At 65.3% G+C, this 25,048-nt stretch carries 24 protein-coding genes; 13 read left to right on the forward strand and 11 right to left on the reverse strand.

Annotation, left to right across the window (positions count from 1 at the left end; genetic code table 11):
* Nucleotides 1-82 precede the first annotated feature (82 nt).
* Both KF785_06150 and KF785_06155 read left to right on the forward strand, forming a co-directional pair.
* Nucleotides 83-508, forward strand: a complete 426-nt coding sequence (locus KF785_06150; protein MBX3146335.1) for an Rrf2 family transcriptional regulator — start codon at nucleotides 83-85, stop codon at nucleotides 506-508.
* A gap of 73 nt (nucleotides 509-581) precedes the next feature.
* Nucleotides 582-1,130, forward strand: a complete 549-nt coding sequence (locus KF785_06155) for a fasciclin domain-containing protein (GenBank protein MBX3146336.1) — start codon at nucleotides 582-584, stop codon at nucleotides 1,128-1,130.
* A 113-nt stretch (nucleotides 1,131-1,243) separates the two neighbouring features.
* On the opposite strand, the gene KF785_06160 is transcribed toward KF785_06155, so the two are convergent.
* The 8 genes from KF785_06160 to KF785_06195 all read right to left on the reverse strand — a co-directional run bounded on the left by KF785_06160 (nucleotide 1,244) and on the right by KF785_06195 (nucleotide 8,905).
* On the reverse strand, nucleotides 1,244-2,404 hold the full coding sequence (locus KF785_06160; protein ID MBX3146337.1) for an inorganic phosphate transporter: 1,161 nt from the start codon (nucleotides 2,402-2,404) through the stop codon (nucleotides 1,244-1,246).
* 15 nt (nucleotides 2,405-2,419) lie between these two features.
* Nucleotides 2,420-3,067, reverse strand: a complete 648-nt coding sequence (locus KF785_06165) for a DUF47 family protein (GenBank protein ID MBX3146338.1) — start codon at nucleotides 3,065-3,067, stop codon at nucleotides 2,420-2,422.
* A gap of 30 nt (nucleotides 3,068-3,097) precedes the next feature.
* Nucleotides 3,098-4,720 carry an anion permease gene (locus KF785_06170; protein ID MBX3146339.1) on the reverse strand — a complete coding sequence of 541 codons (1,623 nt, stop codon included), beginning with the start codon at nucleotides 4,718-4,720 and terminating at the stop codon, nucleotides 3,098-3,100.
* Complete coding sequence (locus KF785_06175) at nucleotides 4,717-5,199, reverse strand: CYTH domain-containing protein (protein MBX3146340.1); 483 nt, start codon at nucleotides 5,197-5,199, stop codon at nucleotides 4,717-4,719. Before KF785_06175 ends, KF785_06170 begins: the two co-directional genes overlap by 4 nt.
* A 13-nt stretch (nucleotides 5,200-5,212) precedes the next feature.
* Nucleotides 5,213-5,857, reverse strand: a complete 645-nt coding sequence (locus tag KF785_06180; GenBank protein MBX3146341.1) for a hypothetical protein — start codon at nucleotides 5,855-5,857, stop codon at nucleotides 5,213-5,215.
* A 54-nt stretch (nucleotides 5,858-5,911) separates the two neighbouring features.
* Nucleotides 5,912-6,553: a hypothetical protein gene (locus tag KF785_06185; GenBank protein ID MBX3146342.1), complete on the reverse strand. Its 642-nt coding sequence runs from the start codon at nucleotides 6,551-6,553 to the stop codon at nucleotides 5,912-5,914.
* A gap of 36 nt (nucleotides 6,554-6,589) precedes the next feature.
* The gene (locus KF785_06190) at nucleotides 6,590-8,176 is read right to left on the reverse strand and encodes a TonB-dependent receptor (protein ID MBX3146343.1); all 1,587 of its coding nucleotides are present in this window, start codon (nucleotides 8,174-8,176) and stop codon (nucleotides 6,590-6,592) included.
* A gap of 225 nt (nucleotides 8,177-8,401) precedes the next feature.
* Nucleotides 8,402-8,905, reverse strand: coding sequence for a helix-turn-helix transcriptional regulator (locus KF785_06195; protein MBX3146344.1), 504 nt, complete (start codon nucleotides 8,903-8,905; stop codon nucleotides 8,402-8,404).
* 192 nt (nucleotides 8,906-9,097) lie between these two features.
* Between KF785_06195 and KF785_06200 the strand changes: the two genes are divergently transcribed.
* From KF785_06200 to KF785_06240, 9 genes are all read left to right on the forward strand, one after another.
* Nucleotides 9,098-9,547, forward strand: coding sequence for a helix-turn-helix domain-containing protein (locus KF785_06200; GenBank protein MBX3146345.1), 450 nt, complete (start codon nucleotides 9,098-9,100; stop codon nucleotides 9,545-9,547).
* Nucleotides 9,548-9,645: 98 nt separating this feature from the next.
* Nucleotides 9,646-10,176, forward strand: coding sequence for a hypothetical protein (locus KF785_06205; GenBank protein ID MBX3146346.1), 531 nt, complete (start codon nucleotides 9,646-9,648; stop codon nucleotides 10,174-10,176).
* On the forward strand, nucleotides 10,106-11,377 hold the full coding sequence (locus KF785_06210) for a 4-hydroxy-3-methylbut-2-enyl diphosphate reductase (protein ID MBX3146347.1): 1,272 nt from the start codon (nucleotides 10,106-10,108) through the stop codon (nucleotides 11,375-11,377). Before KF785_06205 ends, KF785_06210 begins: the two co-directional genes overlap by 71 nt.
* A gap of 21 nt (nucleotides 11,378-11,398) precedes the next feature.
* Complete coding sequence (locus KF785_06215) at nucleotides 11,399-12,862, forward strand: beta-lactamase family protein (GenBank protein MBX3146348.1); 1,464 nt, start codon at nucleotides 11,399-11,401, stop codon at nucleotides 12,860-12,862.
* Between the two features lie 163 nt (nucleotides 12,863-13,025).
* The gene (locus KF785_06220) at nucleotides 13,026-15,881 is read left to right on the forward strand and encodes a hypothetical protein (GenBank protein MBX3146349.1); all 2,856 of its coding nucleotides are present in this window, start codon (nucleotides 13,026-13,028) and stop codon (nucleotides 15,879-15,881) included.
* 71 nt (nucleotides 15,882-15,952) lie between these two features.
* Nucleotides 15,953-16,615, forward strand: a complete 663-nt coding sequence (locus KF785_06225; GenBank protein MBX3146350.1) for a sigma-70 family RNA polymerase sigma factor — start codon at nucleotides 15,953-15,955, stop codon at nucleotides 16,613-16,615.
* A gap of 19 nt (nucleotides 16,616-16,634) precedes the next feature.
* Complete coding sequence (locus KF785_06230) at nucleotides 16,635-18,938, forward strand: serine/threonine protein kinase (GenBank protein MBX3146351.1); 2,304 nt, start codon at nucleotides 16,635-16,637, stop codon at nucleotides 18,936-18,938.
* A 114-nt stretch (nucleotides 18,939-19,052) separates the two neighbouring features.
* Nucleotides 19,053-19,475, forward strand: coding sequence for a gamma-glutamylcyclotransferase (locus tag KF785_06235; protein ID MBX3146352.1), 423 nt, complete (start codon nucleotides 19,053-19,055; stop codon nucleotides 19,473-19,475).
* An 87-nt stretch (nucleotides 19,476-19,562) separates the two neighbouring features.
* Nucleotides 19,563-19,910, forward strand: coding sequence for a hypothetical protein (locus KF785_06240; protein ID MBX3146353.1), 348 nt, complete (start codon nucleotides 19,563-19,565; stop codon nucleotides 19,908-19,910).
* A gap of 8 nt (nucleotides 19,911-19,918) precedes the next feature.
* Here the strand turns inward: KF785_06240 and KF785_06245 are convergent, their stop codons facing one another.
* Nucleotides 19,919-21,076, reverse strand: coding sequence for a PQQ-dependent sugar dehydrogenase (locus KF785_06245; protein MBX3146354.1), 1,158 nt, complete (start codon nucleotides 21,074-21,076; stop codon nucleotides 19,919-19,921).
* A 78-nt stretch (nucleotides 21,077-21,154) separates the two neighbouring features.
* Between KF785_06245 and KF785_06250 the strand changes: the two genes are divergently transcribed.
* Nucleotides 21,155-22,147, forward strand: a complete 993-nt coding sequence (locus tag KF785_06250) for an NAD(P)H-quinone oxidoreductase (protein ID MBX3146355.1) — start codon at nucleotides 21,155-21,157, stop codon at nucleotides 22,145-22,147.
* A gap of 103 nt (nucleotides 22,148-22,250) precedes the next feature.
* On the opposite strand, the gene KF785_06255 is transcribed toward KF785_06250, so the two are convergent.
* Together KF785_06255 and KF785_06260 are read right to left on the reverse strand one after the other, a co-directional pair.
* Nucleotides 22,251-23,285 carry a radical SAM protein gene (locus KF785_06255; protein ID MBX3146356.1) on the reverse strand — a complete coding sequence of 345 codons (1,035 nt, stop codon included), beginning with the start codon at nucleotides 23,283-23,285 and terminating at the stop codon, nucleotides 22,251-22,253.
* A gap of 196 nt (nucleotides 23,286-23,481) precedes the next feature.
* Nucleotides 23,482-24,585: a hypothetical protein gene (locus tag KF785_06260; GenBank protein MBX3146357.1), complete on the reverse strand. Its 1,104-nt coding sequence runs from the start codon at nucleotides 24,583-24,585 to the stop codon at nucleotides 23,482-23,484.
* A gap of 121 nt (nucleotides 24,586-24,706) precedes the next feature.
* Between KF785_06260 and KF785_06265 the strand changes: the two genes are divergently transcribed.
* Nucleotides 24,707-25,045, forward strand: a complete 339-nt coding sequence (locus KF785_06265; protein ID MBX3146358.1) for a PadR family transcriptional regulator — start codon at nucleotides 24,707-24,709, stop codon at nucleotides 25,043-25,045.
* The last annotated feature ends 3 nt before the right edge of the window (nucleotides 25,046-25,048 follow it).

Raw genomic sequence — 25,048 nt, forward strand, 5'->3', positions numbered from 1 at the left:
TATCATATTATCATGATAATAGCAAGTATTAACTTAAAGGGGGCTCCTGGTGACGGACTTCACTCCCGAAAATGGCAGGCCAATGCTCTCCCAGACCGCTGAATACGCGCTCCGCACCGCGATCTATATGGCCGAGCATGGAGACGCCGAACCCTACCGGGTTACCGTCCTCGCCAAGGCGCTCAAGATCCCGCAGAACTACCTCAGCAAGACGATGCACGCCCTTGCGCGCAGCGGCGTCCTGACCTCCTCGCGAGGTAAGCATGGCGGCTTCCGCCTGGCCCGACCGGCTAACGAGATTCCGCTGCTGGACGTCATTCGTCCCTTCGACCAGCTCGAGGCGCGCAGACAGTGTCTGCTGGGCCGGCCCTCGTGCAGCGACGCGACACCCTGTGCGGCCCACGCCCGGTGGAAGGACCTGGCGGATCGAAACACGTCGTTTTTCCGAGACACGACGCTGGCGGAGATTACCACCCCTGAACGGCGGCCGGTTCGTCTCAAGCGCTAGCAGGGCGGGCGAAGGTCGGTTGGCTACGGGTAATCATTGCGTGTAATTCATACTTTCACAGGAGAATATCATCATGACATCCTCCGTACGTTCCCCGGTCCTCGGCGGCCTTGTCTTGGCGGTGGTCGCGTGTGCCCCTTCCAGCGATGAATCCCGGGCGGCCGGCGGTACCGGGGCTCCGGCGCCTGGTCAGGCCCTGGTGGTTGATGAGACCTCCACGCCCAACGTGGTTCGCGTGGCCGTCGGCTCGGCGGACCATACGACGCTGGTCGCCGCGTTGCAGGCTGCAGAGCTGGTGGATCCGCTGGCCAACGTGGGGCCATTCACGGTCTTTGCCCCGACCAACGCGGCGTTCAGCCGGCTGCCTCCGGGTACTGTCGAGAGCCTCCTCAAACCTGAGAACCGCAGCCAGCTCGTCCAGGTTCTCTATCACCACGTGACGACCTCCGCGCTCGAACTCTCGTTCTTCAGCGAAGGTCAGTCGCTGAACATGGTGAGTGGAGGGCAGGTCGTCATCACCCGGCGCGATGGCGACACCTACATCAACGACGCCAAGGTGCTCGGTTCGGTTCGCGCCTCGAATGGCTGGGTGCACGTGATCGACGGGGTGCTGCTGCGATAGGGCACCTCCCCTTCTGTACCGAGGGGGACGGTGAAGCGACCTCGCGCCCTTGAGAGCCGACAGGTCTGGCTGCCCATCGGGCGCACCGTTGGGGCGCTGGCGTGCGTTCGCTTTCAGGGAATCGTTGCGCGCCAGCCTGGATCGGCCATCTCGGCGGCTCGGACCGGGGCAGCCGAACCTGGCGCTGACACCACGGGAGCGGCTACCGCGGACAAATCGCTCGCTCGAGGGCGCTGACTGACCCTCACGCCAAAGACATTCTGCATGACGAACAACGCCACGAAGCTGAGCAGGCCGGCCACCACCGGAGTGACGAGCCAGCCGACGGCAATCCGGCCGAGCACGCCAGCTCGGATGCCGGCTCCGCCTCCCTTGACGAGCGCTACTCCGAGGATCGCGCCGATGATTGCCTGAGAACTCGAGACCGGCACCAGGGGCAGCGTAGGCAATCCGGCCCGTATCAGCAGGGCCTGCAGTCCCGTCGACGAAAATACGAACAGGGAGATCGAGTGTGCCAGGACCACGACGAGGGCAAGGATGGGGGTGAGCTTGAAGACCTGGGCTCCAACAGTTGTCATGACCCGGTAGGAGTTGGTCCAGATCCCGAGAGCAATGGCGAGCCCGCCCAGGAGAAAGAGTTGCTGGGTGCCGCTCACGGTCAACCCGGCGAGCTCCTGATCATCAAACGGCGACGCTTGCGCAAATGTGCCCATCACGTTGCCGATGTTGTTGGCTCCCAGGCTGTACGCCCCGAACGCCCCCGCAACGACCAGCCCGGCCCGGGTGAGCGCGTCGAGTTCGAGCAGGTGAATGTGGTACCTGCGCAGCAGCAGGCGAACCAGGAGATACAGCAGGATCGCAACTACCGCAGCGATGAACGGCGACGCGACCCAGGCGGTGACGATATGGCGCAATACCCTGAGATCAGTGGGCGAGCCGGTGAAGAAGTTCCAGCCAATGATGGCGCCGACCACGGCCTGGGAGGTGGAGACCGGCAGCCCCGAGCGGTTCATCCAGGCTACGCTGAGCCCCGCCATCAGCGCCACGGTAAACGACCCGCCGAGAGCGTTGACCGCTCCGAGGGCCCCGACCGTGTTCGTCGTTCCAGCACCCCCCGCGACCGCGCCCAGGACGACGAAGAGACTGGCTACCAGCGCAGCGGTACGGAAGCGTACCATGCGGGTGCCCACGGCGGTTCCGAAGATATTGGCCGCGTCGTTGGCGCCGAGCGACCAGCCGAGGAACAGGCCGCTCAACAGGAAGAACCAGATCATGGCAGCTCACCGACCTCAGACGTACCGCTTGATCGTGGCGATGGCCAACCGGTCGCAGACATCCTCGGCCTCCTCAGCGATCCTCTCCGTGTGGGAGACGAAGTAGCGCAGCTGATTCTTGTGGCTGAGCCGGAGGTCCCGGCGGAACACCGTCCGGGTGTAGCGCTCGGCAATGCGGTTGGTCTCCTCGCGGTGTCCCTGGGCCCGGCTGATGTGGTCGCGGACTGCCGCCAGGTCGCGGAAGTAGGATCGCGTTCCGCTGACCATCGCCTCGGCGGTGGCGATGGTGTTGTCCGCCAGGTCTTGAAACAGCGGATTGAGGTCGTCCTGCAGCTCAGGCACCTCTACCGAGAAGCGAAGCAGCGTGGATGTAATGAGGTTCAGGACTTCGTCTGCGTGTTCCAGCAGTCCCAGCACGTCGCCGCGGGCGTCGGGAATCAGGGTGTGCAGGTACAGCTTTCCTTCGATGGCCCGGCGGAGGTCGTCGGCTCGCTGCTCGATGGCGCGCAGTTCAGTCAGTCGCTCCTCAAATTCCTCCATTCGGTGCTCGAGGAAGCACTTGACTCCCTGCCTGAAGAGCATCCCGCCCTGAATGATCCGATCGAGATACTCATCGATCTGGGCTTCGAGCTCCCGGCTCTGCTTGAACAGCAGTGTCATCATGCCTCCAGATCGGATCGCCCGGATAACGGCCTAGAAGATTCCGAACACTCCGTTCGGCGTGATCCCCAGGAGTCGGAACCAGGTTTCTCCAGCTATGACGTTGACCATCCAGGCGATCAGCATCATCGTGAACCCGAACCGGAAGGCGTCGGGCAGTGAGTAGCGGTCGGTCTCGTAGAGTAACGCCGCCGGCTTGCTGTTGAAGGGCAGTACGTAAACATGTTCGATCATGAAGGCGACCGGCAGGGCCAGGCTGATCACCGGGTATCCGAAGCGACCGGCCACGCCGATGGTGATCGGAATGAAGATCATCGCGCGCATGGTCTTGGACTGGAAGATCAGGGCGCTCAGGATCATGACGCCGGTCAGCAGCAGGTAGAGAACCCAGAACGGGGTTTCCTGCCCGATGCCGAGGTGGTCGAAGAAGGCGTTGACTGAGATCGATGGGAGATCCGTCGCGTCGAGTCCCGCCCCCAGCGCGTACGCACCTGCCGAGAACAGCATCAGATGCCAGGGAACGTCGACCTGGTTCCACTCTACGATCCCGACGCGTGGCAGGAGAGCCACGATGGCGCCGACGAAGGCCACGGCGGTCGGGCTTACCCCGTGCCACCTATCAGTGGCCCAGAGCCCGAGGATCACGAGAAAGAGGACGACCGCGCGAATCTCGCGCCAGCTCATACGGTGCAGCGATTGGTACTCCTCACGCAGCCGCTCCATGCCGCCTGCGATCTGGGGCAGCCGCTCGTTCGGCCCAAGCGGAAAGAAGACCTTCATGGCGAGCAGGTAGCCTGTCAGCATCAGCCCGACCATGATCGGGAACATCGCCATCATCCAGTCGCCAAAGTAGATCGTGCCGCCGATGGCTCCACCGATCAGCGCGGCGGCCAGGAGGTTCGCTCCGGATCCGGTCAGGAAGGCCCCGGCACCGAGGTTGATGTTCAGCAGGTTCTGGAGGACGATGCTGCGACCGAAGTTGGTCCGCCCCTCTCCGGGTCTGGCGCCGTAGATTGCCGCGATAACCATGAAGAGCGGCAGCAGAATCGCCGCCTTGGCGGTTGTCGCCGAGACGAAGGCAGACAGCAGGATGTTCAGAACGAGGAAGACGAGGAAGACCGAGGAGGCGGTGCGCCCGAACTTCAGGAGCAGCCAGAGTGCTACCCGCTTGGCGAGCCCGGTGGCCACCAGCATACTCGCCAGTACGAACGACATGATGTTGAGCCACATCACCGGATGGCCAAGCTGGGCATAGGCCCGCTGCTCGGTGAGTACCCCCGTCAGCACCAGGGCGATGATCACCATCAGACCGGTGAGGTAGTTCGGCAGCGCTGCCGTCATCCACAGGACGATCGATGCCAGGAAGATTGCCAGCATGTAGGCGTTGGCCTGGCTGAACCACGCCGCACCTTTGGCGGCCAGTTCCGCCTTGGCGGCCGCCGACACGATCGAATCGGGGTTCACGCCCTGGAGGTAGGGCAGCTCGATCACGAAGGCAAAGAGCAGGAATATCAGAGGGGCGAGGACGAGTCCCGCTCGCGCCAGTTGTTGCTCAAAGGCGGTGCGCTGCCGGACCGGCAGCTGCTCGATCCGGTACTGGCGCATGTCCAGCGAGTCATGCACCGTGCCGACTTTCACCTCCGGCTGCGCGCTCATCCTGCGCCTGTTGCCCAGGTGGTGTAGGGCTGCTTCATCAGCATGCTGTTGTAGTAGCGAGCATCACCGGTGACCTCTGACCCGAGCCACGCCGGGCGCTCGAAGCTCTCATCCTCGGCCGACAGCTCGATCTCGGCCACCACGAGTCCGTCGTTCTCGCCGTGGAACTCATCCACTTCGTAGGTGTGGCCGCCTGCCCGGACAAGATGCCGGACCTTGTCGATGACGCCCGGTTCGCAGATGGCCAGAAGCTGCTCGGCTTCCGCTGCCGGAATCTCCCGCTCCCACTCGAACCGGCTTGCTCCAGACGCGTTGCCGATGCCCTTGATCGTGAGGAACCCTTTCTCACCTTTGAGCCGAACGCGGACCGTGCGCTCAGGTATGGAGGAGAGGTAGCCCTGGACGATGCGAGTGCTTCGCTCAATCTGATCCTTGAAAGCGCCCTTCACCAGGAACTTCCGCTCGATTTCCTGTGCCATCGCTCCTCCAGGGCTATGCGTTGGCCAGCGGCGCCGGGCTGATCCCGAGCACCCGCTTGATGGATTGAAGGTAGTTGATATTCTCGAGACCGGTCATTCCAGTGTCCACAATCGTGCGCTGCAGATCGGCAACCTCGGTCGATTCGGTCGCCACGCTCACGACTCGGGCGCCGTTGATCAGGACGACGGCGTACTCGCAAATGGTATCATGCACCATGTAACCGAATCGCTGCTTGTGGACCCGGACCGCCGCGAGGTCCGGGTGGGTCCGGATCAGCTCCAGGAATGCATCGTAGCTGCAGTCGCCGGGTGGCAGGGGTGGCAGGGGTACCTGGAACGCCGGGAACACTTCGTTGCGGAGGACGTCGGGTGGCAGAGGAAACTCGCCCTTCATGAGCGGATTCCACTGCTCGAGCCCGTCGACAGCCTGAACGAAGGTCTTGATGTCCATTTTGCCGTCGCGGATCTTGGTGTTGTTCACGTCGTTGGTGCGTGAGACGATGTAGATCTCGTCCGAGTGCCGCTCCCAGACCTTCTCAGGTATCGGCACGGAAAACCGTGACATCCGGTGGTGAATTCGGTCGAAGTTCTGCCCAAACGATCGGAACTCGAACCGGGGCTTCGACAGCACCCCGATTTGCATTGTCTCCTTACCCATTGCTGACCTCCCGCGCTTGGTGGAAGTCGCGCGCACCACGCCGGGAGCGTCGCGTTACTGCGGAACGCCTTCGATAATCAGGTTGTCGATCCGGTGATTGCCGGAGGTTCCCGCCGCGGCTGGGCCCTGGAACAGGATCCGGAAACGGAGGTTGGCATTGTTGCTGACCGCGGCCACCGTCTCGAGGTTGAAGTACTTCCGTTCCCAGTTCGGGTCAATCGCCGTGAGGTCATACGCCGGCGCCACATTCACCCAGGTCGTACCACCGTCCGCAGAGTATTGCAGCAGCTGCTGTTCGGCGCCTGCCGGGGAGCTGCGCTGCAATGCATAGCTGATCTCCAGCTTCTCGTAGCCCGTCGACGGCGCCACGATCAGCAGTTCCCGCGTGTTCGACGGATTCCGCGGTCGCAGCCCGAAGCCTGCCGGTATCCCGGAGAGGGCATTGAGATCGGTGCCGGGGTCGACCCGGTCCATATAGCCGTTGCCGGTGCCGGGATAGGTGATTCGCCCCGTACCCACCGTGCTCGCGCTGGCGAGTGCCTCGGTCAGCTGGCCGGTGGGCAGGGCGTTGAAGTTCCAGTGGTGGACTACCTCGGCCTCCTTCGGGGGCGGAGGAGGTTCTACCGCGTCGGTTACGCAAGCTGCCATGGCGAGGCCGATGAGTCCCAGAGCGGCCATCTTCAGTTGCTGTCTCATGATCAAGTCCTCCAGATTGCCAGCGTCGGGTGTCGGTTAGAACGAGACCTGCACCCGGAACGAAAATGAGCTGAAATCCTCGCCCGCCTTCCCCTCCGGTGTGACGATCAGCAGCGGATTGGCGGTCGGGTTGCCCTGCGCGTCGAGGCCAGTGGGCAGGCGGTTCCGCCCGTTTGCCCAGCGATCGTGGTTCACCCAGCCGTAGTTCATGCTGAGCTTCACGTTGCTGATCGGGTAGAAGTTCACGCCGACGGTGATGCCCTCACCCTCGCCACCCATGACGCCGTCCTTGCGGCTGTTGAGATCGAGGTACTCGTAGCGCACGGCCAGTTCGAGATCACCCCAGCCCCGGCCCAGACTGGGCTGGGTGAACTCACCATCCGCCGTGCTGTAGCGGTACTTGCCGCCGAAAAGCATGGTGCTGCCGAAGACGTAGAACCCCTGGAAGTTTTCCTTCCCCAAGCTGGCGTCTTTGTAGGCGACCCGAGCCGTATTGTACTCGCCTTGGATCCGGAAGTTCCGGTAATAGGCCGCTCCTTCGAGCCCGGTCAGGACGGTGCTGCTCACATTCTGGAGCCGGTCTGTGTCCAGATACTTGCGGCGGTTGATGTTCGAGATTCCCCGGGTGTCGAACCGCACCGTGCCAATCTGATCAGTGGTTTTTGGAGTGCGGTAGGAGGCGGCCGCACCCAGGTGCAGGCCCTTTTCGGTATCATGATAGAACGGCATCAGTACCAGCTTGCCGGTCAGCGAGTAGCCTTCGTCCGCGCCGAACGCGCTGTTGTTGTCCTTGCGTATCTGCACTTCTTCCCAGCCGTCCACGATCTGAAAATGCAGGCCGCCTGCGAGGAGCACGTAGGGCCTCCCATACACCGCCTGGAAGCCGACGTGCCGAGACGGCGTCATTGCGCGGGTCACCATCGGCCGCTCCAGGAACGTCAGGTAACGGCTGGTCGTGTTCTGCTCAATCGAAAAAATTTCCTTGAAGTTGCCGGCCCTCACGTCGAACCCCGGCGTCGGCGTGTATTGCAGGTACGCATCCTTCAGGTCGGCGCGGGAGTCGGCGAAGTCCATATCGATCTCGGCGTACCACTTGCGGGCAAACTCGCTCTTGAAGGCCATGCGCGCCCGGCGCATCTCGATGCCGTTGCCGATCGGGCTCAGCGTCTCGCCGAAGAAGTAGCCGCCGTCCATCTGGACCCGCAGGTCGTACCAGAGCTTGAAGGAGCCGTCCGCCGCCTCGAAGACCAGCAGGCCGTCACGGGCTTCGCCCGCCACCGGCTTACGGGGCACTGCGACACCATACTGGTTGTACCGGATGTTGGAGCGCAGTTCGATCTCCACGCTCGTCCGGCCCAGCAGCTCCACCTCGGCCACGTCATAGTCAGGATGGCTTACTACCAGAATGTCGGTGGATGCGGCCGGCACCTCGATCTGGAATGCGCCAGCTGCGGAGGTGCGCACACTGGTGATTGCGCCCCGAAGGCGCACCGTCACATCGGCCAGGGGGGCGCCATCGGCTTGAGCGCGAACGGTGCCGGACACCGTTCGGGGTTGTGCGTGGAGCGGTCCTGTTGCCACCAGCAGCAGAACCGAAGTGAGAAAACCGAACAGTGCTCTCATGACCTCACCTCGTTGTCCGAGTCAGATCACGGGCTCCAGATTCGGGAACGGCGCCCGGAGGTCCATGCACCCTTCGCCCTGAAGGGGTGCCCACGAACCTCCGGTAAGGTGCCAGTCGAGGGGCAAACCGATCATGAGCCCTGCTGGAAGGTTCCTTCACGAAGCCTCGGCACGATTTGTCGAGTGCAGACAGCAGGACTTCGAGTGAAGTTCGGGGCGCTGCGACTACTCGATCAGTGAGAGCCAGAGCCGATCGAAGGTGGCCCGGACCGCGCCGACGGGCGTGCCGCGAACCAGTTGCAGTTCGACTCCTTCCAGCATGGCGGTCAGGGCCAGCGGCGCAGCCAGCGAGTCGGGTGGGATGCCCAGGCAGAGGGCCATTGCGGCATGCAGGTCTGCCGGATCGCCCGGCCTGCGGCTGGGGATGCCGTGACTGGCCAGGGCCAGGGCGGCCGCTGTCGTTCCCATCGCTGCGTCGTCAGCGATGACTTGCCAGAGCCGATCGATGCCTGCGGTGCCACGCGTCCCGACAGCCTGGAGCCGGCGTTGGGCTCTGATGGCCGCGATCCGCTCACCGGTCTCGAGGAGTAAGGATGCCTTGGTCCCGAAGTAGTGAATCACCAGTCCCTTGGCACAGCCAGCCGCCGTCGCGACCTGCTGAAGCGACCATCCCTCCAGGCCAGCAGCCGTCAAGGTTCTGACGGAAGCGTCGATGATGTTGTCTCGCATAGCGTTGACGGGTTGGGGAGAGTCTAATCTGAACCCGACTGACCGGACGGTCAAGGTGGTTCGTGTACGCATTCAGCTCAAGCCGGAAGGTGAATCGCAGCACTCTTTTTTGTCCGTCCGTGCTGTTCTGGGTATCTTGTCGACATCGTCTCTGTTCGAAACCTTTTGCAACGTATCGACGTTATCTCAACCATGACGACGAACCCGTCTTCTCCGCCAATGCCGTCGGTGTTCTCACCCCTCGCGAAGACATTGCTCGACGCTTTTGCAGAGGGCGTGGTGGTGTTCGACACCCAGGGTAAGGTGCTCTATGCCAATGAGCACGCCCGAGATCTGGGACTCGATTTCAGCCAGACATCGCGGGAACTGATGCCGCAGCTCGCCGAGCTGGGCGGGAGGCTCAAGCCACTCAAGGTCGGCACCATTGATCTTGGCGAGGCCATGTTCCTGCCTGGCACGGTCGGACCCAAGACCCTCGCAGAGCGGGAAAAAGAAGCGATCGTCCGCTCCCTCGACGCCAACGGATGGCGCCTGGCCGAAACGGCCAAGAGTCTTGGCATCAGTCGAACCACCCTGTGGCGCCGGCTGCGCGCCTATGGCCTCCACCGCGATGGCCGGAGCAAGTGGGCCCAGGCCTCCTGAACTCCACAGCAGGATGCATTGAAGTCACAGGCCGCCCGGATCAGCCCTCGATTCGGGCGGTCGCCTTTAGGGTCCGATTGGCCTAGCTTCCCTTCCGTATGCGTCTCTGGTTTCTTGGCCTGGCCGTGGCGGCCGGTGCGTGCGTCAAACCGGTCCCTCCGATCGAGCGGGGGACCGGCCTTGTTTCCGTCGAATGGGACGGGGTGACTCAGGGCGGTAACACGGCCCGGGCCGAAGGGCTCTGGTGTGCCGCGGACTCGCTCCTTGAGGTGCTGGCCATCAAAGACGACTTCGGGGTTGGCTTTACCGTCCTGCCAGTCGATACCCTCGCGCCTGCCCAGCACCCGATCGTGGCCGGGTCGATTCCGGTCGGCTGGCGGCCGCTGGCCTTCGGCGCCCTGCGATGGATTTCCGACACGGCCCTCCGCGGCTACGAAGCCACCGGTGGGACGGTCAACGTCACGGCGGTCACGGCCGCCGGCATCTCGGGTACGCTCGACTTCCGCCTCAAACAGAGCGACGGCTTCGACACGCTGCGCCTGTCGGGCACGTTCACGGATGTGCCGGTGCTGCCGGCCCCCGAAGGGTGCGGACGGGTCTTCCGACCGAAAGCGAGTTCGGGTGACTGACGCGACCTACTACCGCAAAGGGTTCGGCCTCAAGGGCGCCATCGAACACGTCCTGACTGCCGACTACCACAGTGCCCTGATCGAGTCGTTCAAAGCCAACGACTATCGCGTTCGAGCCGGCGATCTCGAGTTCCGGCTCGCTCGCGAGTTCGGTTTCTGCTATGGCGTCGATCGCGCCGTCGAGTATGCCTACGAAACCCGGGCCAAGTTTCCCGATCGCCAGTTGATCCTGGTCGGCGAGATCATTCACAACCCTCACGTCAACCGCAAGCTCGAGGACATGGGGATCCGTTTCATCCTGCGCGATGAGTCCGGTGCGTTCGACTTTTCGTCCGTCACGCCTGACGATGTCGTCATTCTGCCGGCCTTCGGCGTCACGGTTCAGGACTTCACGACGCTGCGCGGCATCGGTTGCGTGCTGGTCGACACGACCTGCGGATCGGTGCTCAACGTCTGGAAACGGGTCGAGAAGTACGCGCGCGACGGCTACACGGCCGTGATTCACGGCAAGCACTGGCATGAAGAGACCAAGGCCACCGCGAGCCAGGTGACCAAGTATCTCGAAGGCCGGTACCTGGTCGTCTTCGACATGGCTGAGGCGGATGAAGTCTGTCGTTTCATCGAAGAGGGCGGTGAGGTCGAGCCGATTCGCGCCAAGTACGAGTCCCGGGTTTCCGAGGGCTTCGATTTCGGACGCGATCTCGTCCGGGTCGGTATTGCCAATCAGACGACGATGCTGTCCAAGGAGTCGCTGGCGATCGCCGAGCGGTTCCGCCAGGCCATGATTCGACGCTACGGCGCCGAGCACGAAGCCGACCATGTCCGCACCTTCGACACGATCTGCTCGGCAACCCAGGAGCGACAGGACGCGGTGGTGCAGCTGCTCGAAGAACCCCTCGACCTCATGGTCGTCGTCGGCGGGTACAACTCGAGCAACACCTGTCACCTGGCCGCTCTCTGCCACCGGCGCGGTGTGCGGACCTATCACATCGAAGACGCCGATTGCATCGATCCCGACTCCGGTTCGATTCGTCATCAGCCGGTTGGTACCAAAGCAGAGGTCGTCGATGCCGGCTGGCTTGGCACGGCGCGTCGGATCGGATTGACCGCAGGCGCCTCGACCCCCAACAACAAGATCGGCGACACCGTCGCACGGATTGCCGCGACTGCCGGCTACGATCCCGTCGCTCTGGTGCGATAAACTCCCTCCCGGAGGATTCTGATGGACAGACGCGGTTTCGTGGCGACCTCGGCCACGGCCATGGCCGGTGTCGTGGGTGTGCCGAGCCTGGGTGCGCGACGGTTCGGGGCGTCGGGCCTGCGGAGCCTCGATCCGAAGCGGCTGCAGACGCTGCTCGATGATACGGCTCGCTCGCTCGGCATCGTCGGGGCCCAGCTCGCCGTCTTCGACGGCGAGGCGGTGCATGAGTTTGCCACCGGCCAAGCCAACCGCGAGCGCGGCCTGGCGGTCACCACCGACACGCTGTTTCAGATCGGGTCCACCACTAAGGTCTTCAACGCCGCGCTGGTGATGAACCTGGTCGACGAAGGCAAACTCGACCTCGATGCGCCGGTCACGAAATGGATCCCCGACTTCCAGGTCGCTGATGCGGGTGGCGCCGAGAAGATCACGCTGCGCCAGCTGCTCTCGATGAGCTCGGGCCTCGATAACGGGTCATATCAGGACCACGGCCGCGGCGACGACGCCGTGGCGCGCTACGTCGCTGCGCTTGCCAAGGTTCCCCTCGTGTACGAGCCCGGCACCGCCTACGGCTACTCCAACGCCGGCAGCACGGTGGCCGGTCACGCTGCGCAGCTCGTGACCGGCCGTACCTGGGAGAGCCTCCTGACAGAACGGATTCTCCGGCCGCTCGGCTTGACGCAGTCCGCCATGTTTGCGGAGGACCTGTTGTACCATCCGGTGGCGCTCGGGTATCGTGCGAGTCCGAACGGCCCGGTCCGCGGCCGCAACTGGAGCCTGCCCAGATCCATCGCGCCGGCCGGCTCGACCCTCTGCTGCAGCGCCGGTGACATGGTCCGGTTTGCGCGAATGTTCATGGCCGATGGCAAGTCCGCCGATGGCAAGCAGGTGCTGACGCCTGCGGCGGTGCGCACCATGCACACGCCGGTCGCCACGCTGCCTGCCAAGCTGATCGCGCAGCGCTGGTGCTGCGGTCCGTACTGGAAACAATGGGGCGGGGTGGAGCTGTTCGGGCACAGCGGCACCGCCACCAGCGGATCGTCGATGCTGCTCTGGTCGCCCTCCAAGCGAATGGCGATTGCGACGATTGCCAACGTGCCCAACCAGGGATATCCGCTCTCGGATCGGATCTTCGACGCGGTGCTAGGCGACATGTTCGGAATCGCGAAGCCCAAGCTGCCCACGGCCGCCACCGTCAAGCGGGTGCCCGTCGACCTCAAGCGGTATGTCGGTCGGTTCGAGTCGCTGGGCAATCGAGTGACGATGACGGATGAAGGCGGCAAGCTCGTGGCCCGCACCTTCAGCGGGCGGAACGAGCAGCCGAACCTGACCTCGGAAATCGTGTCGATGGGTGAAGATCGCTTCTTACCAGTCGATCCGGCCATGGGCGGCAATCGGGGTTGGGACGTTGCCTTCTGGGGCAATGACGGCGGCAAGGCAACCCACTTCCTCAACGGCGTCTTTGCGATGCGACGGACCGGCTGACGGCTCAGCCGGCCCCCATCGACCGATCCTTCCTGCCGACCGGCCCCCCGGTCGGTAGCAGCCCCATTCGACACCCGGCATGGCCCATTTGGCCGTGCCTGCCCCGATCTGTCGCGTAACCTCCAACGGCGGTGTGCGCCGAGCTTCGTTTGGAGGTTGACCGATGCGACGGATCTCATGGGGCCGATGGGTGGCCATCCTGTTGGCGGCAGGGTGCGGCGGGGGTGACACTGGTGGGCCGGACGGTCCAGACACCACCAGGAACCTCGCCATTCAGGACGGTAATAATCAGACGGTCGCGGTGGGGCAGCCGGTTGGCGTCCCGCCGTCGGTCCGAGTCACCAACAGCACCGGGTCCGGGGTATCAGGCGTCGCCATCACTTTCGCTGTCGCGTCGGGCGGCGGTACCCTGACGGGCGGAAGCCAAACGACCAATGCGCAAGGCGTTGCCACCGTCGGCGGCTGGGTGGTCGGGACTGCACCCGGGGCCAACACGCTTACCGCGTCGATTCAAGGCACCTCGAGTTCCGTCACCTTCACAGCAACCGCGGCAGCCGGAGCCCCGGCAACGCTGGAGAAGGCGGCGGGGGACGGGCAGACCGCCGCAGTCAAGACCGCGGTGGCCGTGAAGCCCTCGGTTCGCGTGCTCGATCAGCACGGCAATCCCGTCGCCAGCGCCACAGTGGTCTTCAGCGTGACCGGGGGAGGCGGGTCGGTTGCCGGCGGTACCCAGCAGACGAATGCCTCCGGTGTCGCTACGGTGGGTGACTGGATCCTCGGCCCGACCGATGGAGCCAATGCGCTCTCTGCAACGGTGCAGGGCACGGCGCTTACCGCGGCCGTCTTCGCAGCAATCGGCAAGGAAGTCGTGCTGCAGCCGTCACAGGACACTACGCTCGCGGCTGGCACCATCAACCTGACTCGGCTCGTGATTCCGGCCGGACGGACCGTGACCCTTGCCGGCGACGTGACGATCAACGCCGACAGCGTGGTCGAGATTGCCGGAAAGATCGTGGGCGATTGCCGCGGTCTCACCGTCGTGAGCGAGCAGACGGTCACCGTCACAGGCTCGATCGACAACAGCTGCGCAGTACCGGGCGACACTCCGCCAGGGCTTCTCATCGTCGGTCGCGAAGGCTATCTCGTCACCGGAACCGACAGTCTTGCCACCTCCGGCGACGGTCGGATCACCAACGATCCCGATCTCAGCGACGAAGATTTCCCAGATGCGGTCTCTCCGGCGGCGGTCCGGTCTCGGCCGGTGGCGCTTGCGCAGCAACAGCAGCAGGGCTGCCGGGTAGTGGGGAAGGCCTTCGTGACCAAGCCCGTTCGCGCCAAAATCGGGGCCAACGGCAAGACCGGCGGGAACGGAGCCGATGCCAAGACCTGGACCCTCTCGTGCCGAGGTGCCGATCTCGATCTCGGCGCCGGCGTTCGCGTCCTGGGCCAGGATGGCGGCCACGGTGGCGTGGGTGCCGACCTGAACGGCGACCCCGGGGACGCCCGAGGCGGCAACGGCGGCAAGGGCGGCCTGATTCGGGTGCTGGCCAAGACCGGTCGCGTGATCTTTTCCGGTGCGGTCCAAATCACCTCCGGCGACGGGGGCGACGGCGGAGACGCCCGCGCCACCGCTGTGGCTTCGAAAGCCGGGCAGAAGGCGGCCGGCGCCAAGGCGACCGGCGGCAACGGCGCGGAACCCGGCCTCGTCCAAGTCATCGGTGAACAAGGCATCGTCGGCGGTCAGAACCTGACCATCATCCTCGGCAGCGGCGGGCGTGGCGGTGACGCCGAGGCGGATGGCGCGAACGGGGTGCCGGGCCGGGCGCCGGCGGGCAGCGACCGGGAGCAGGACGGCGGGGATGCCGAGGCGATCGGCGGCGTCGGTGCCGGGTCGCCCGCCAATCAGTTCCGGATCACGGGCAATGCCGGCGGGATGCCCACCTTGCAGGGCGGCGACGGGCGGCGCGGCGGCAACGCGACCGCAACCGCCGGCAACGGCTCATTCGCACCAACCGAGGAGGTGCCCGACGGCGGCCATGGCGGAGCCATCAAGGCCACGGGCGGCGAGGGTGGCCATGCTCGCGCCACCTTTCCCCCGCCGGTGGGCGGACTGATCGGAGACGGCGGCGACGGCGGCTTTGCTCGTTTCCTCGCCGGCATCGGCGGTGACGGCTGGAACGACTGCGGGGTCGAGCCCAAGCAGGGTGGGGCGGGAGGCAACGGCGGAGATGCTACCGGAGCGGACGGTGTCGGTGGAACCGGGTTCTTTGCCGGGGATGACGGCAACGTCTTCGTGGAGACCGCCGGAAACGGAGGCAAGGGCGGCAACGGGCAACCGGTCGGGGCGGGTGGTCTCGCCGGTGCAGACGGAATAACGGTCAACGGAAACCGCACCGATGTCGAACCGGCGTTCGAGCCGGGCGTGCCCGGCAATCCTTGTGCGCCGGCGCCCAAGCTCTTTGTCAGTCTGACGGAAATTCTCTTCAATCACATCGTCGGTGAGTCGCCCTGTCCGACCCTGGGGCCGCCGCTCATCTATCGCAACGACGGCGACGAAGCGATCGAGGTGCAATCGCAAGTGGTCGGGACCTCGCTGTACCAGGTTGGCTCGGCGGGGACAGGAGTCCTTCAGCCGGGCCAGCAACGGACGGTGCCGCATTCGTTCAACTGCGCACAAGCCCGGTCCGTTGCGGCCGAGCTCGTCATCAGCGTCAAGCCCGTCGGCTCGGCGGCGCCTCCGGTGGTGCAACGAATCCCCGTCACGGTGAATACTCAGACCCGGGCCCTCAAACTCAACCATGCCGTCGGGGGCTTCTCGGCCGGCACGGTGATTCCGCTGGCCAATATCACCGGGGCGGTCAGGGTTGCTGCGCATCCACCGTTCTGCGCCTATGAACACGTGCACGAGGCCGTGCCGGGCAGCGGCATCCGAATTCAGGGCGGGGCCCCGGTGCTGGATCCCGAGCCGACCGGCTGCGGCTTCGGTGAAGTGGTGCTGATGACCTTGCCGCCGCCCTGACCGCCGTCGGGCTCGGTTTGCCCGCGATCCGGCCCGGTGCTAAGCTCCGAGGTCTTCGATCGCGAAGGGCTATGGCCGAAACCGATCGGCGTGACGAGCCTGGCGAGATCACGGGGCTCCTGCGTCAGGTATCCGACGGGCGGGAGGAGTCGTTCCACCGGCTCCTGCCGCTCGTTTACGACGAGCTGTCTCGCATCGCACATGGGCGTTTGCGATGGGAGCGGTCAGGGCATACGCTCGACACGGCGGCTCTGGTTCACGAGGCCTACCTCAAGCTTGCCGATCAAACTCGGGCCGCCTGGCAGAGCCGGGAACATTTTTTCGCGGTGGCCTCCGAGGCGATGCGCCGGATTCTGATCGATCATGCGAAGCGCCGAACTGCCGCCAAGCGAGGTGCGGGCGCTGCGCACGTGGGCTTGGACGACGCAGGCGATCTGCCGGACGCCCAGCTCGTTTCCGACGATCAGGCTGCGGAGCTGCTGGCCCTCGATGCCGCGCTGCAACGGCTGGCCCTGTTCAACCCCGAAGGCGCCCGGGTAGTGCAGTACCGATTCTTCGGGGGGTTGTCGAACCCTGAGGTTGCGACCGTTCTTGGTCTCTCTGAGCGAACCGTCCGACGGATCTGGACGATGGCCAAGGCCTGGCTCCGCCGGGAAATCGAAGGAGTGAAGGACGGCGGGGTGCCGCCCCTTTCGCCCGCCCCAGACCGAGATCGCAAGTCGCAACCATCCTGACTTAAAACGTCGAGGCACTGTGGATCCCGCCCGCTGGCAGCGACTCGAGCACCTCTGCTTCGCGGCGCTCAGCCAACCGGCCGAGACCCGGGGGGCGTATCTCGATTCGGCCTGCTCGGGCGACTCGGCGCTGCGTCGCGATGCCGACGAGCTACTCGCGCAGCTGGAGCTCGATCCGGGGTACCTCGAAGCGCCGCTTGCCGTTCTGCCCGAGCCGTCCGCTGCACTGCTCGATGTCGCACCACCGGATCGGATCGGACCCTATCGAGTGATCGGCCGCATCGGCCGGGGCGGGATGGGTGACGTACTGCTGGCGCTTCACGAATCGGAAGACCTCTGCCGCCGGGTTGCGATCAAGCTGATTCGGCGCGGCATGGACACCGACGAGGTGCTCAACCGGTTCCGGCTCGAACGTCGCATTCTTTCCTCGCTCCATCACCCCAACATCGCCGCTTTGCTCGACGCGGGCGCAACCGACGACGGTCGGCCGTACTTCGTGATGGAGTATGTCGAAGGCCGGCCTCTGACCGAGTACTGCGATGCGCATCAGCTTTCGATCGACGACCGGCTGACGCTCTTCCGCACCGTCTGCGCAGCGGTTCAGCGTGCCCACCAGAGCCTGATCGTTCACCGCGACCTCAAGCCGGGCAACATTCTGGTCAGCGCCGATGGCGTCCCCAAGCTGCTCGATTTCGGAATCGGCAAGGTGTTGATGCCGACCGAGACGCTGAGTCCGATCGAGACCCGCACCCGGGTTCGGAGGATGACGCCGGAGTATGCCGCACCGGAGCAGATCACGGATGCCTCGATCACCACGGCCACCGACGTCTATGCGCTCGGCTTGCTGCTCCACCAGCTCCTGACCGGCCGGCATCCGTACCTTGAGGGCGGCGAGAGTGTTGCCGCGATCGAGCAGGCTGTTCTCACTGCGTCGCTGCGACGTCCCAGCGACATGGCGGGATGCGTCGGATCGGAATCCGTGGCGCTCGCCGCTGCCCGACGCTCCGACCCGGCCCGGCTCCGACGTCGCCTGGCCGGCGAGCTCGACACCATCGTGCTCGAAGCCTTGCGCAGGGAACCCGAGCGCCGCTATCAGTCTGCCGCCGCGCTTGCTGAGGACATTCGACGCCACCAGGGCGGGCTGCCGATCATGGCGCGGCCCGATACCGCCGGCTACCGGCTGCGCAAGTTCGCCCGGCGCCATGCAGCGGGGCTCGCGGTGGCCGCCAGCGCGTTTCTAGGCCTGGCGGGCACGACCATCGTGTCCCTGCTGCAGTCTCGCCGGGTGGCCCACGAATCCGCCCGGGTCCGCCAGGAACGAGACAAGGCGGTCGAGGTGCGTGGCTTCCTGATGGAGATGTTCGGGGCGAGCGGGGCCGACCAGGCGGTGGGCGACACCGTCACGGCTCGCGGCCTGCTCGATCGACAGGCGGCCCGGCTGGCCGAGGCTTATTCCGGTCGCCCTGAACTCGAGGCTGAGATGACCGAGGTCCTGGCCGACGGCTACGATCGGCTGGGCCTCTACGCCGCCGCCGAGCCGCTGGCCCGCCGCGCCCTCGATCTTCGTGACTCGTTGCGGGGGGCGGATCACCTCGATGCTGCCTCACCGCTCAACCTGCTCGGCTGGATTCTCCACGAGCGGGGCCGATCTGAGGAGGCGGTGCCGCTGCTCGAGCGCGCTATTGCGATTCGGCGCGCTGCCGGCCCTGATGCAGCGCGAGACCTCTCGCGCTCGCTCAACGATCTTGGCGTCGTTTTGAATGCCTTGAAGCGATACCCGGATGCTCAGGCCGTGCTGTCCGAGGCGCTCGCGGTGCGCCGAACCCAGTTCGGCGACGGGCATCGCAGTGTCGGCATCACCGCCAACAACCTCGCTGCCGCGCACTACTTCCAGCGCCGCCTCGACTCGGCTATCGTCGTTCAGGATCTGGCCGTTCGCGCGCTTGAAGCCTCGGTCGGGCCGGATCATCAGCGAAGCGTGGTGGCACTGGGCAACCTGGCTGCGTTCAGGGCGGCCCAGGGCGAACGGGAGGCGGCCGAGGCCGACTATCGTGAGTTGCTGGCCCGTCAGGGCCGGTTGCAGGGCGATGACCATCCTGTCACCGCACGCGTGATGCTGGCGCTGGCTACCCTGCTGACTGATCGCGGAATGCGCTCTCGGCAAGACTCGGTGCTGCTCGAAGCGGAGACGCTGCTGCGACGCGCGCTCGGCACTTTGGAAGCCCGGCTCGGTCCCGAGCATCCGCAGGTAGCATCGACACGCGGTCGCCTTGCGGCACTCGCCGCTGATCGAGGCCGGCTGCGCGACTCACTGAACCCTTGACGAGCCGGCTGGAGTCGGCGCCCCGACTCACTGATCACACCGGCCCCCGGGCAACGTTTTCAAACGGAGATGATGCGATACTTCGCGTACGGGGCGAACATGGATCGAGCCCACATGGGTCGAACCGCTCCAGGTGCATCGATGCTTGGCCCGGCCACGCTGATGGGGTATCGAGTCGCGATTGGCCGGGCCGGATACGGCACGCTGATTCCCGATGACCACGCCAGGGTTCACGGGGTTCTCTGGCAGCTCACCGACCAGGACGAGGCGGCGCTGGACCAGTTCGAGGCGGTCGATCAGGGCATCTATCACAAAGCCTGTGTGACAGTTCGGCGCGCCGGCTCGGAAGACCGGGCGATGGTCTATCTGGCGGTCGACGGGAGTCCGGGCGTTGCGAACCCCGACTACGTTCGGCAGGTCGTTGCGGCTGCGCGTGCTTCAGGTCTGCCGGTCGATTACGTCGACTCGCTCACGCGGCTTCCCCAGGATGAGTCTACTGAGCCCTGGGTGCCGCCTGTCGCTCGCGTCAGGAACTGAAGTCATCGAGTTCCCGCCGCAGCGCCATTCAGTAACGATTCCGGCCACCATGTAGCGGGGGCGCGTTTCGGGCGATACAATCTCCCGATGTCTGGCTCGATTCGTGAACAGTTGAGGGCGCTGCCCCACGTTACCGTGCGGCGGATGGGCGCCCGGGATGGCTTCTTTACGGCAGGTCGGATGTTTGCCCTCCTGGGTGAGGCCACGGTCTGGCTCCGCCTTCCGGTCCCGGTGGCGCGCGCCGAGGCCGAGCGCGGGCAGGCGGCCATCGGGGCGGTGATACCGGCCGCGCTGGGGTGGGTTGCGGTCGAGCTGGCATCGAATCAGGCGGCGGACTTGCCTCAGCTCACCCTGGCTGCTCATCAGGCGGTCCGCTCCTTCAGCCGCCGCTCCGGGTCGCCGCCGCGCCGGCGTCGCGTCCGCCCGGTTTCCTGAACGCGCTCTTACGGCGCCGCGACGATTCGGGCAACTCGACCGTTCTGGCCCAGGACGTAGAGCTCTCCGGCAGCATCCTCTCCGAAGCTGACCAGCGCGCTGCCCGGGTTGAGCGCGGTCCATTCCTGTCGGTCGGTTGCTGCGCCGCCGCTCCAACGAAAGCTGCGCACCCAGCCGCGACAGTAGTCGCCGTAGAAGTAGGTTCCCGCCAGTCCGGGAATCTGGGTGCCCCGATAGACAAAGCCTCCCGTCACCGAGCAACCATCGCCCCGCGGATAGTCGAGCACAGGAAGGGTCAAGCCCGTCTGATTGCAGCTGGATGCCTGATAGCAGATCATCCCTTCCATCGTCTTCCAGCCGTAGTTGGCTCCTCGACTGCCGGCACCACTGGTCACATTGATCTCCTCGCGCGCATCCTGCCCGACGTCGGCGATATAGAGATCGCCGGTTTGCCGATCGAAGCTGAAGCGCCAGGGATTGCGAAGGCCCAGACTCCAGATCTCGGGACGGGTGCCGGCCTCGGATACGAACGGGTTGTCGGTCGGGATGGACACCTGGCCGCTTGCACTGACGCTGAGTCGAAGCATCTTGCCGAGCAGACTATTGCGGCGCTGCGCATGGTTCTGGGGGTCACCGGCCGAGCCACCATCGCCCATGCCGATGTAGAGCCGACCGTCCTGCGGGCCGAACGCCAGCATGCCACCATTATGGTTGGTGAACGGCTGCGGCACTTCCAGGATGACCCCCTCGCTGTTCGGATCGGCGATGTCGGGGTTCGCCCCGACCCGAAAGAGCGAGATCTTGGTGTTACCGCCGGTGTCGGTATAGTTGACGACGAAGAGGCCGTTGGTGGCATAGTTGGGATGAAACGCCATGCCCAGCAATCCCTGCTCGCCACCGGTGGAGATCCGGCCGGCCAGGTTGAGGAAGGGTGTGGCGAGCGTTGCGCCGTTCTTGATGATCCGGATGGCGCCGCCTTTCTGAACCACGAAAAGGCGAGGATCTCCCGGCGGCGCCGTGAGCAGGATGGGGAAGCTGAAGTTCCCGACGTCCTCGAGGCGCAGGCCGGTTGCCGGATCGGGTGGGTCATCCGGGCCGCCGCTATCGGTGCACCCCACCAGGCCGGCGCTGAAGAGGCCGACGAGAGCGATATCACGTAGTCGCATGTAGTATCCGAGTCCGGGTGCTGGAGCAGTGCCAGAGCGCACCCCGGCAACCGTTCAATCTGAAGGGAGACGAGTGGCATGGCCGGGTTGACACCTGGGATGATGCGAGTGGTGCGGCACCGGGGCGCCGGCGGCCGTGAAGTGCTCGCCATCGACGAAGTAGACCGACCGGAGCCAGGGCCGGACCAGGTGCTTGTCAGGGTCGCAGCTGCCGGGCTCAATCGAGCCGACGTGATTCAGCGGCGCGGGCAGTATCCGGCGCCTCCGGGCTGGCCGCCCGACATTCCCGGGCTCGAGTATGTCGGGGTGGTCGCACTGTGCGGACCTGGCGTCACCCGCTTGCAACCGGGCGCGCGCGTCATGGGGCTGGTCGGGGGCGGGGCGCACGCAGAGTATCTCGTCGTGCACGAGCGGGAGGCCATGCCCGTGCCCGCCCGGCTCGGCGACATCGAGGCCGCCGCCATACCCGAAGCGTTTCTCACCGCCTACGACGCGCTGGTGACCCGGGGTCGAGTGGCGCCGGGAGAGCGCGTCCTGATTCACGCCGTCGGGAGCGGCGTCGGAACCGCGGCAGTGCAGCTTGCGAGGTGGCTGGGTGCCACGGTGCTGGGCACCTCGCGGACGGCAGACAAACTCTTCCGCGCCAGGGCACTCGGTCTCGATCTCGGCCTCGACACGTCCGAGCGCAGCTTTCGCGAAGGTTTGGACGCGCCGGTCGACCTGATTCTCGACTTCTTCGGTGCCGGCGCACTGGCCGACAATCTGGCATCTCTCGCGCTCCGCGGACGATTGGTCCTGCTGGGCACGATGCAGGGCGCCGAGGCGGAGCGAGTCGACCTGGGCCGGATTCTCCGCGGCCGGCTCGAGGTAATTGGAACGGTGATGCGATCGCGGCCCCGCGAGGAGCGAGTCGCGCTGGCCGATGAATTCACCGCGAGGGTGCTGCCTGAAATTGCCGCGGGCCGACTTGCCCCGATTGTTGGCGCCGTGTATCCGATGACGGCAATTGCCGATGCGCACGCTGCCATGGAAGCCAACGAGGTGTTCGGCAAGATCGTGCTGGCGTGGTGAGCCCAGCGCAACTGGTCTCCCCCGGTTCCGGCTCGCGTCTTTCCAGGCTCGCCACCGCAGCGCTCGACCGGTGCCCTACCGACCTTCGACCCGTGCTCCGCAGTCAAGGCATCAGGGTGAGATTCGGCTGCAGGGTCGCTCCGCGGCGGTTCTCAACCGACAACTGCCGCTCTGCTGATCGGTGGCTGAAGTTTTCTGGAAAGCCGTGGATTCGCTGCAGAGTGCGGAGCCGCTTACCCAGAGCCTCGAGATAGTCTCGGCCGGCATCGTGCCGGCGCGCGTAGCGGCGGCGGTACCGATCGAGCAGCTTCGGAAACTCGCGTTCCAAAGCGGGAAGAAAACCGGAACGCGCCACCGGTCCGAGTCTGAGCGCAGACCCGTCGGCAAAACGCGCTCCGGCCTCCTTCGCCGCTGCCATCAGCCCACCAAGGGCTCCCCATCCGTCTGTCAGGCCTGGAATGATCGGTGCGATCATCAGCCCGGCTTCGATGCCGGCATCGGTCAGTGCCTGCAAGGCGCGCAACCGGGCGTGCGGCAGTGGCGTTTTCGGCTCGAGCCGGCGGATCAGCTCAGGATCCAGCGCGATGAGCGAGATGTTGACCGAGACCTGATGGCGCCGGCGGAGTTCGAGCAGGAGGTCGATGTCGCGCGCAACCAGCGGAGACTTGGTGGTGATGTGGATCGACAGACCACGGTAGCCGCGGAAGGCCTCCAGAATCGATCGGGTGACCCCGAATCGGCGCTCGGCTGGCTGGTAGGGATCGGTGGCCGTCCCGATGGCAATGGGGTTGTGCCCAACCTTACCCGGGTCCAGTGTCTGCTGCAGCATCAGCGCCGCGTTCTGCTTGACGAAGATGCGGCGCTCGAACTCCTCGGCCGGCAACCGTTCGCGGGTCAGCTCGTTACGCTCCGACGTCCACCGATGGGTGTCCCGCGCGTAGCAGTAGCTGCAGCCGAACTCGCAACCGATATATGGGTTGATCGACCAGAACGGCATCCCGGTCGACTCCGGCGCGTTAGCCAGCCGCGTGACCTGCATCCCGATGAAGTCGGTGCCGCGCTGGCGCCGATCGAGGGTAGGCAGTGGTGCCCGACCGGACGGAAGCTCGAGGCCGATCTGATCTGAGGCTAGCCGCATCGGGCCCAGCCGCATTGAAGGCACGAGACGCAGGCGGACCCGTGCATGATCGGGCCGGCACATTCGGGGCAGACCCGGACTGCGGACGGCTTGGATGACGATTCGATAGGCATAGTCGGGCTTCCGTTGCCAGGAACTCTGCCCAATTTTCGGTTTTTATTCGGGTTTGTCAAGACCCCGAACTAGGGAGATGCGGTCAGGGTCGAACGTTGTACTCGACCGACAAGATCTCGAACTCGCCGTAGGCAAAGTCGCCCCCGCCCGGTAGAGACCAGCGGCCCTCGCCAAAGCTCGGCAGCCGCATCGGACCGAAGGTCCCGTAGGCTCGGATCGGGGTGGAGAACCGCGCCGGCTCGAAACGTTTCCCATCCTCGGACAGCCGGGCGCGGTCGTCCGACAGGAAGTCGACCAGCCGACCGTCGGGGTCGATGGTCAGGGTCGCCGAGACGGTATCCTGGCCGTGGGTGAACCGGAGCAGAACGTGCTGATCGTCGACTGCTTCCCATCGGACGGCCGGGTCGAGCAGGGTAGCTGGCGCCATCAGCACCATGTCATTCAGGAGCGTGACCGATTCGGTCCGGTTCATTTCCCGGCCCTCGGCGTGCACGATCGGGATGGCTCCCAGCAGCCGGACCTGCATAGTGGCTTCGCCGTCGGCGAGTCGATGGAACGCTTCGATCGGAAGCCCAAACCTCCGCGCGTGCATCAGGAAGAAACGGGCTGGTTGGTCGGCAAAGCTCTGCTGATCGGCGGTGAAAGGCATCCAGCCTGCTTCTGGGGTGCCCCTGATGCGACCGCGGAAGCGGATCCGGTAGTTGCGCACCCTGGGTTGGCCGACTACGCCTGCGGCCGTCAGGAATCGTCGGGCAGGCTCCGGCAGTCCGGCGAGATCGCGTGCGTCAATCGTTGCAGGTGTTGCCGAGTCGAAGCGCGCGGCCGTGTCGCGATCCATCGCTCGGCGAAAACTCGTCGGTCCATAGAGGAGCCAGCCCAGCAGCACGGCCAGCAGCAGCACCACATTGCCGACGGTGCCGGCCCACGCTTGGGGCCAGGCTGAAATAATCAGGATCTGCGACAGCACGAGGGCGACGCTGCCCAGCAGCCACCAGCCGGGCAGCCGGAGCGCCGACATCAGGGCCGTTCCGATCAACAGGATGCCGCCGAGCAGCCACCACCATCCCATGCCGCGCGAAACTGTCAGCGGCAGGGTCGGAATCGCGTCCGGGTTGACCGCTTTGGCAAATCCGAGCAGGTGAATCAGGCCGTGCAGCCCGATCAGGACTCCGACGATCCATCGCACTGTGCGCTCCCGAGCCGCTGGATCTGGACAAGATAGCGCCCGGTCCGGGCGGGGGCCGGTGAAACAATGACAGGCAACCGTTCGTTACCATAGAGTGTCTATGGTAAGGGAGAGGATTCCGATGAGTCTGGATCTGTTGCAGGGTACCCTCGACATGCTGGTCCTGAAGGCCCTGTCGTGGGGGCCGAACCATGGCTTCGGTGTGGCCCGGTGGATCGAGGCACGGACCGGGGACGCCCTGACCATCGAGGAGGGGTCCCTCTATCCGGCGCTTCACCGGATGACGCGAAAGCGCTGGCTCCGAGCCCAGTGGGGCATCACCGCCAACAAGCGCCGAGCCCGGTACTACGAGCTGACGCCGGCGGGTCGGGAGCAGTTGTCCACCGAAAGTCGGAACTGGAGCCGATTCACCCAAGTGGTCGGCCTGGTCATGGCGAGTGAACCGGGACAATCGACCTAAACC

The organism is Gemmatimonadales bacterium (assembly GCA_019637315.1).
Classification (GTDB): Bacteria; Gemmatimonadota; Gemmatimonadetes; order Gemmatimonadales; family GWC2-71-9; genus SHZU01.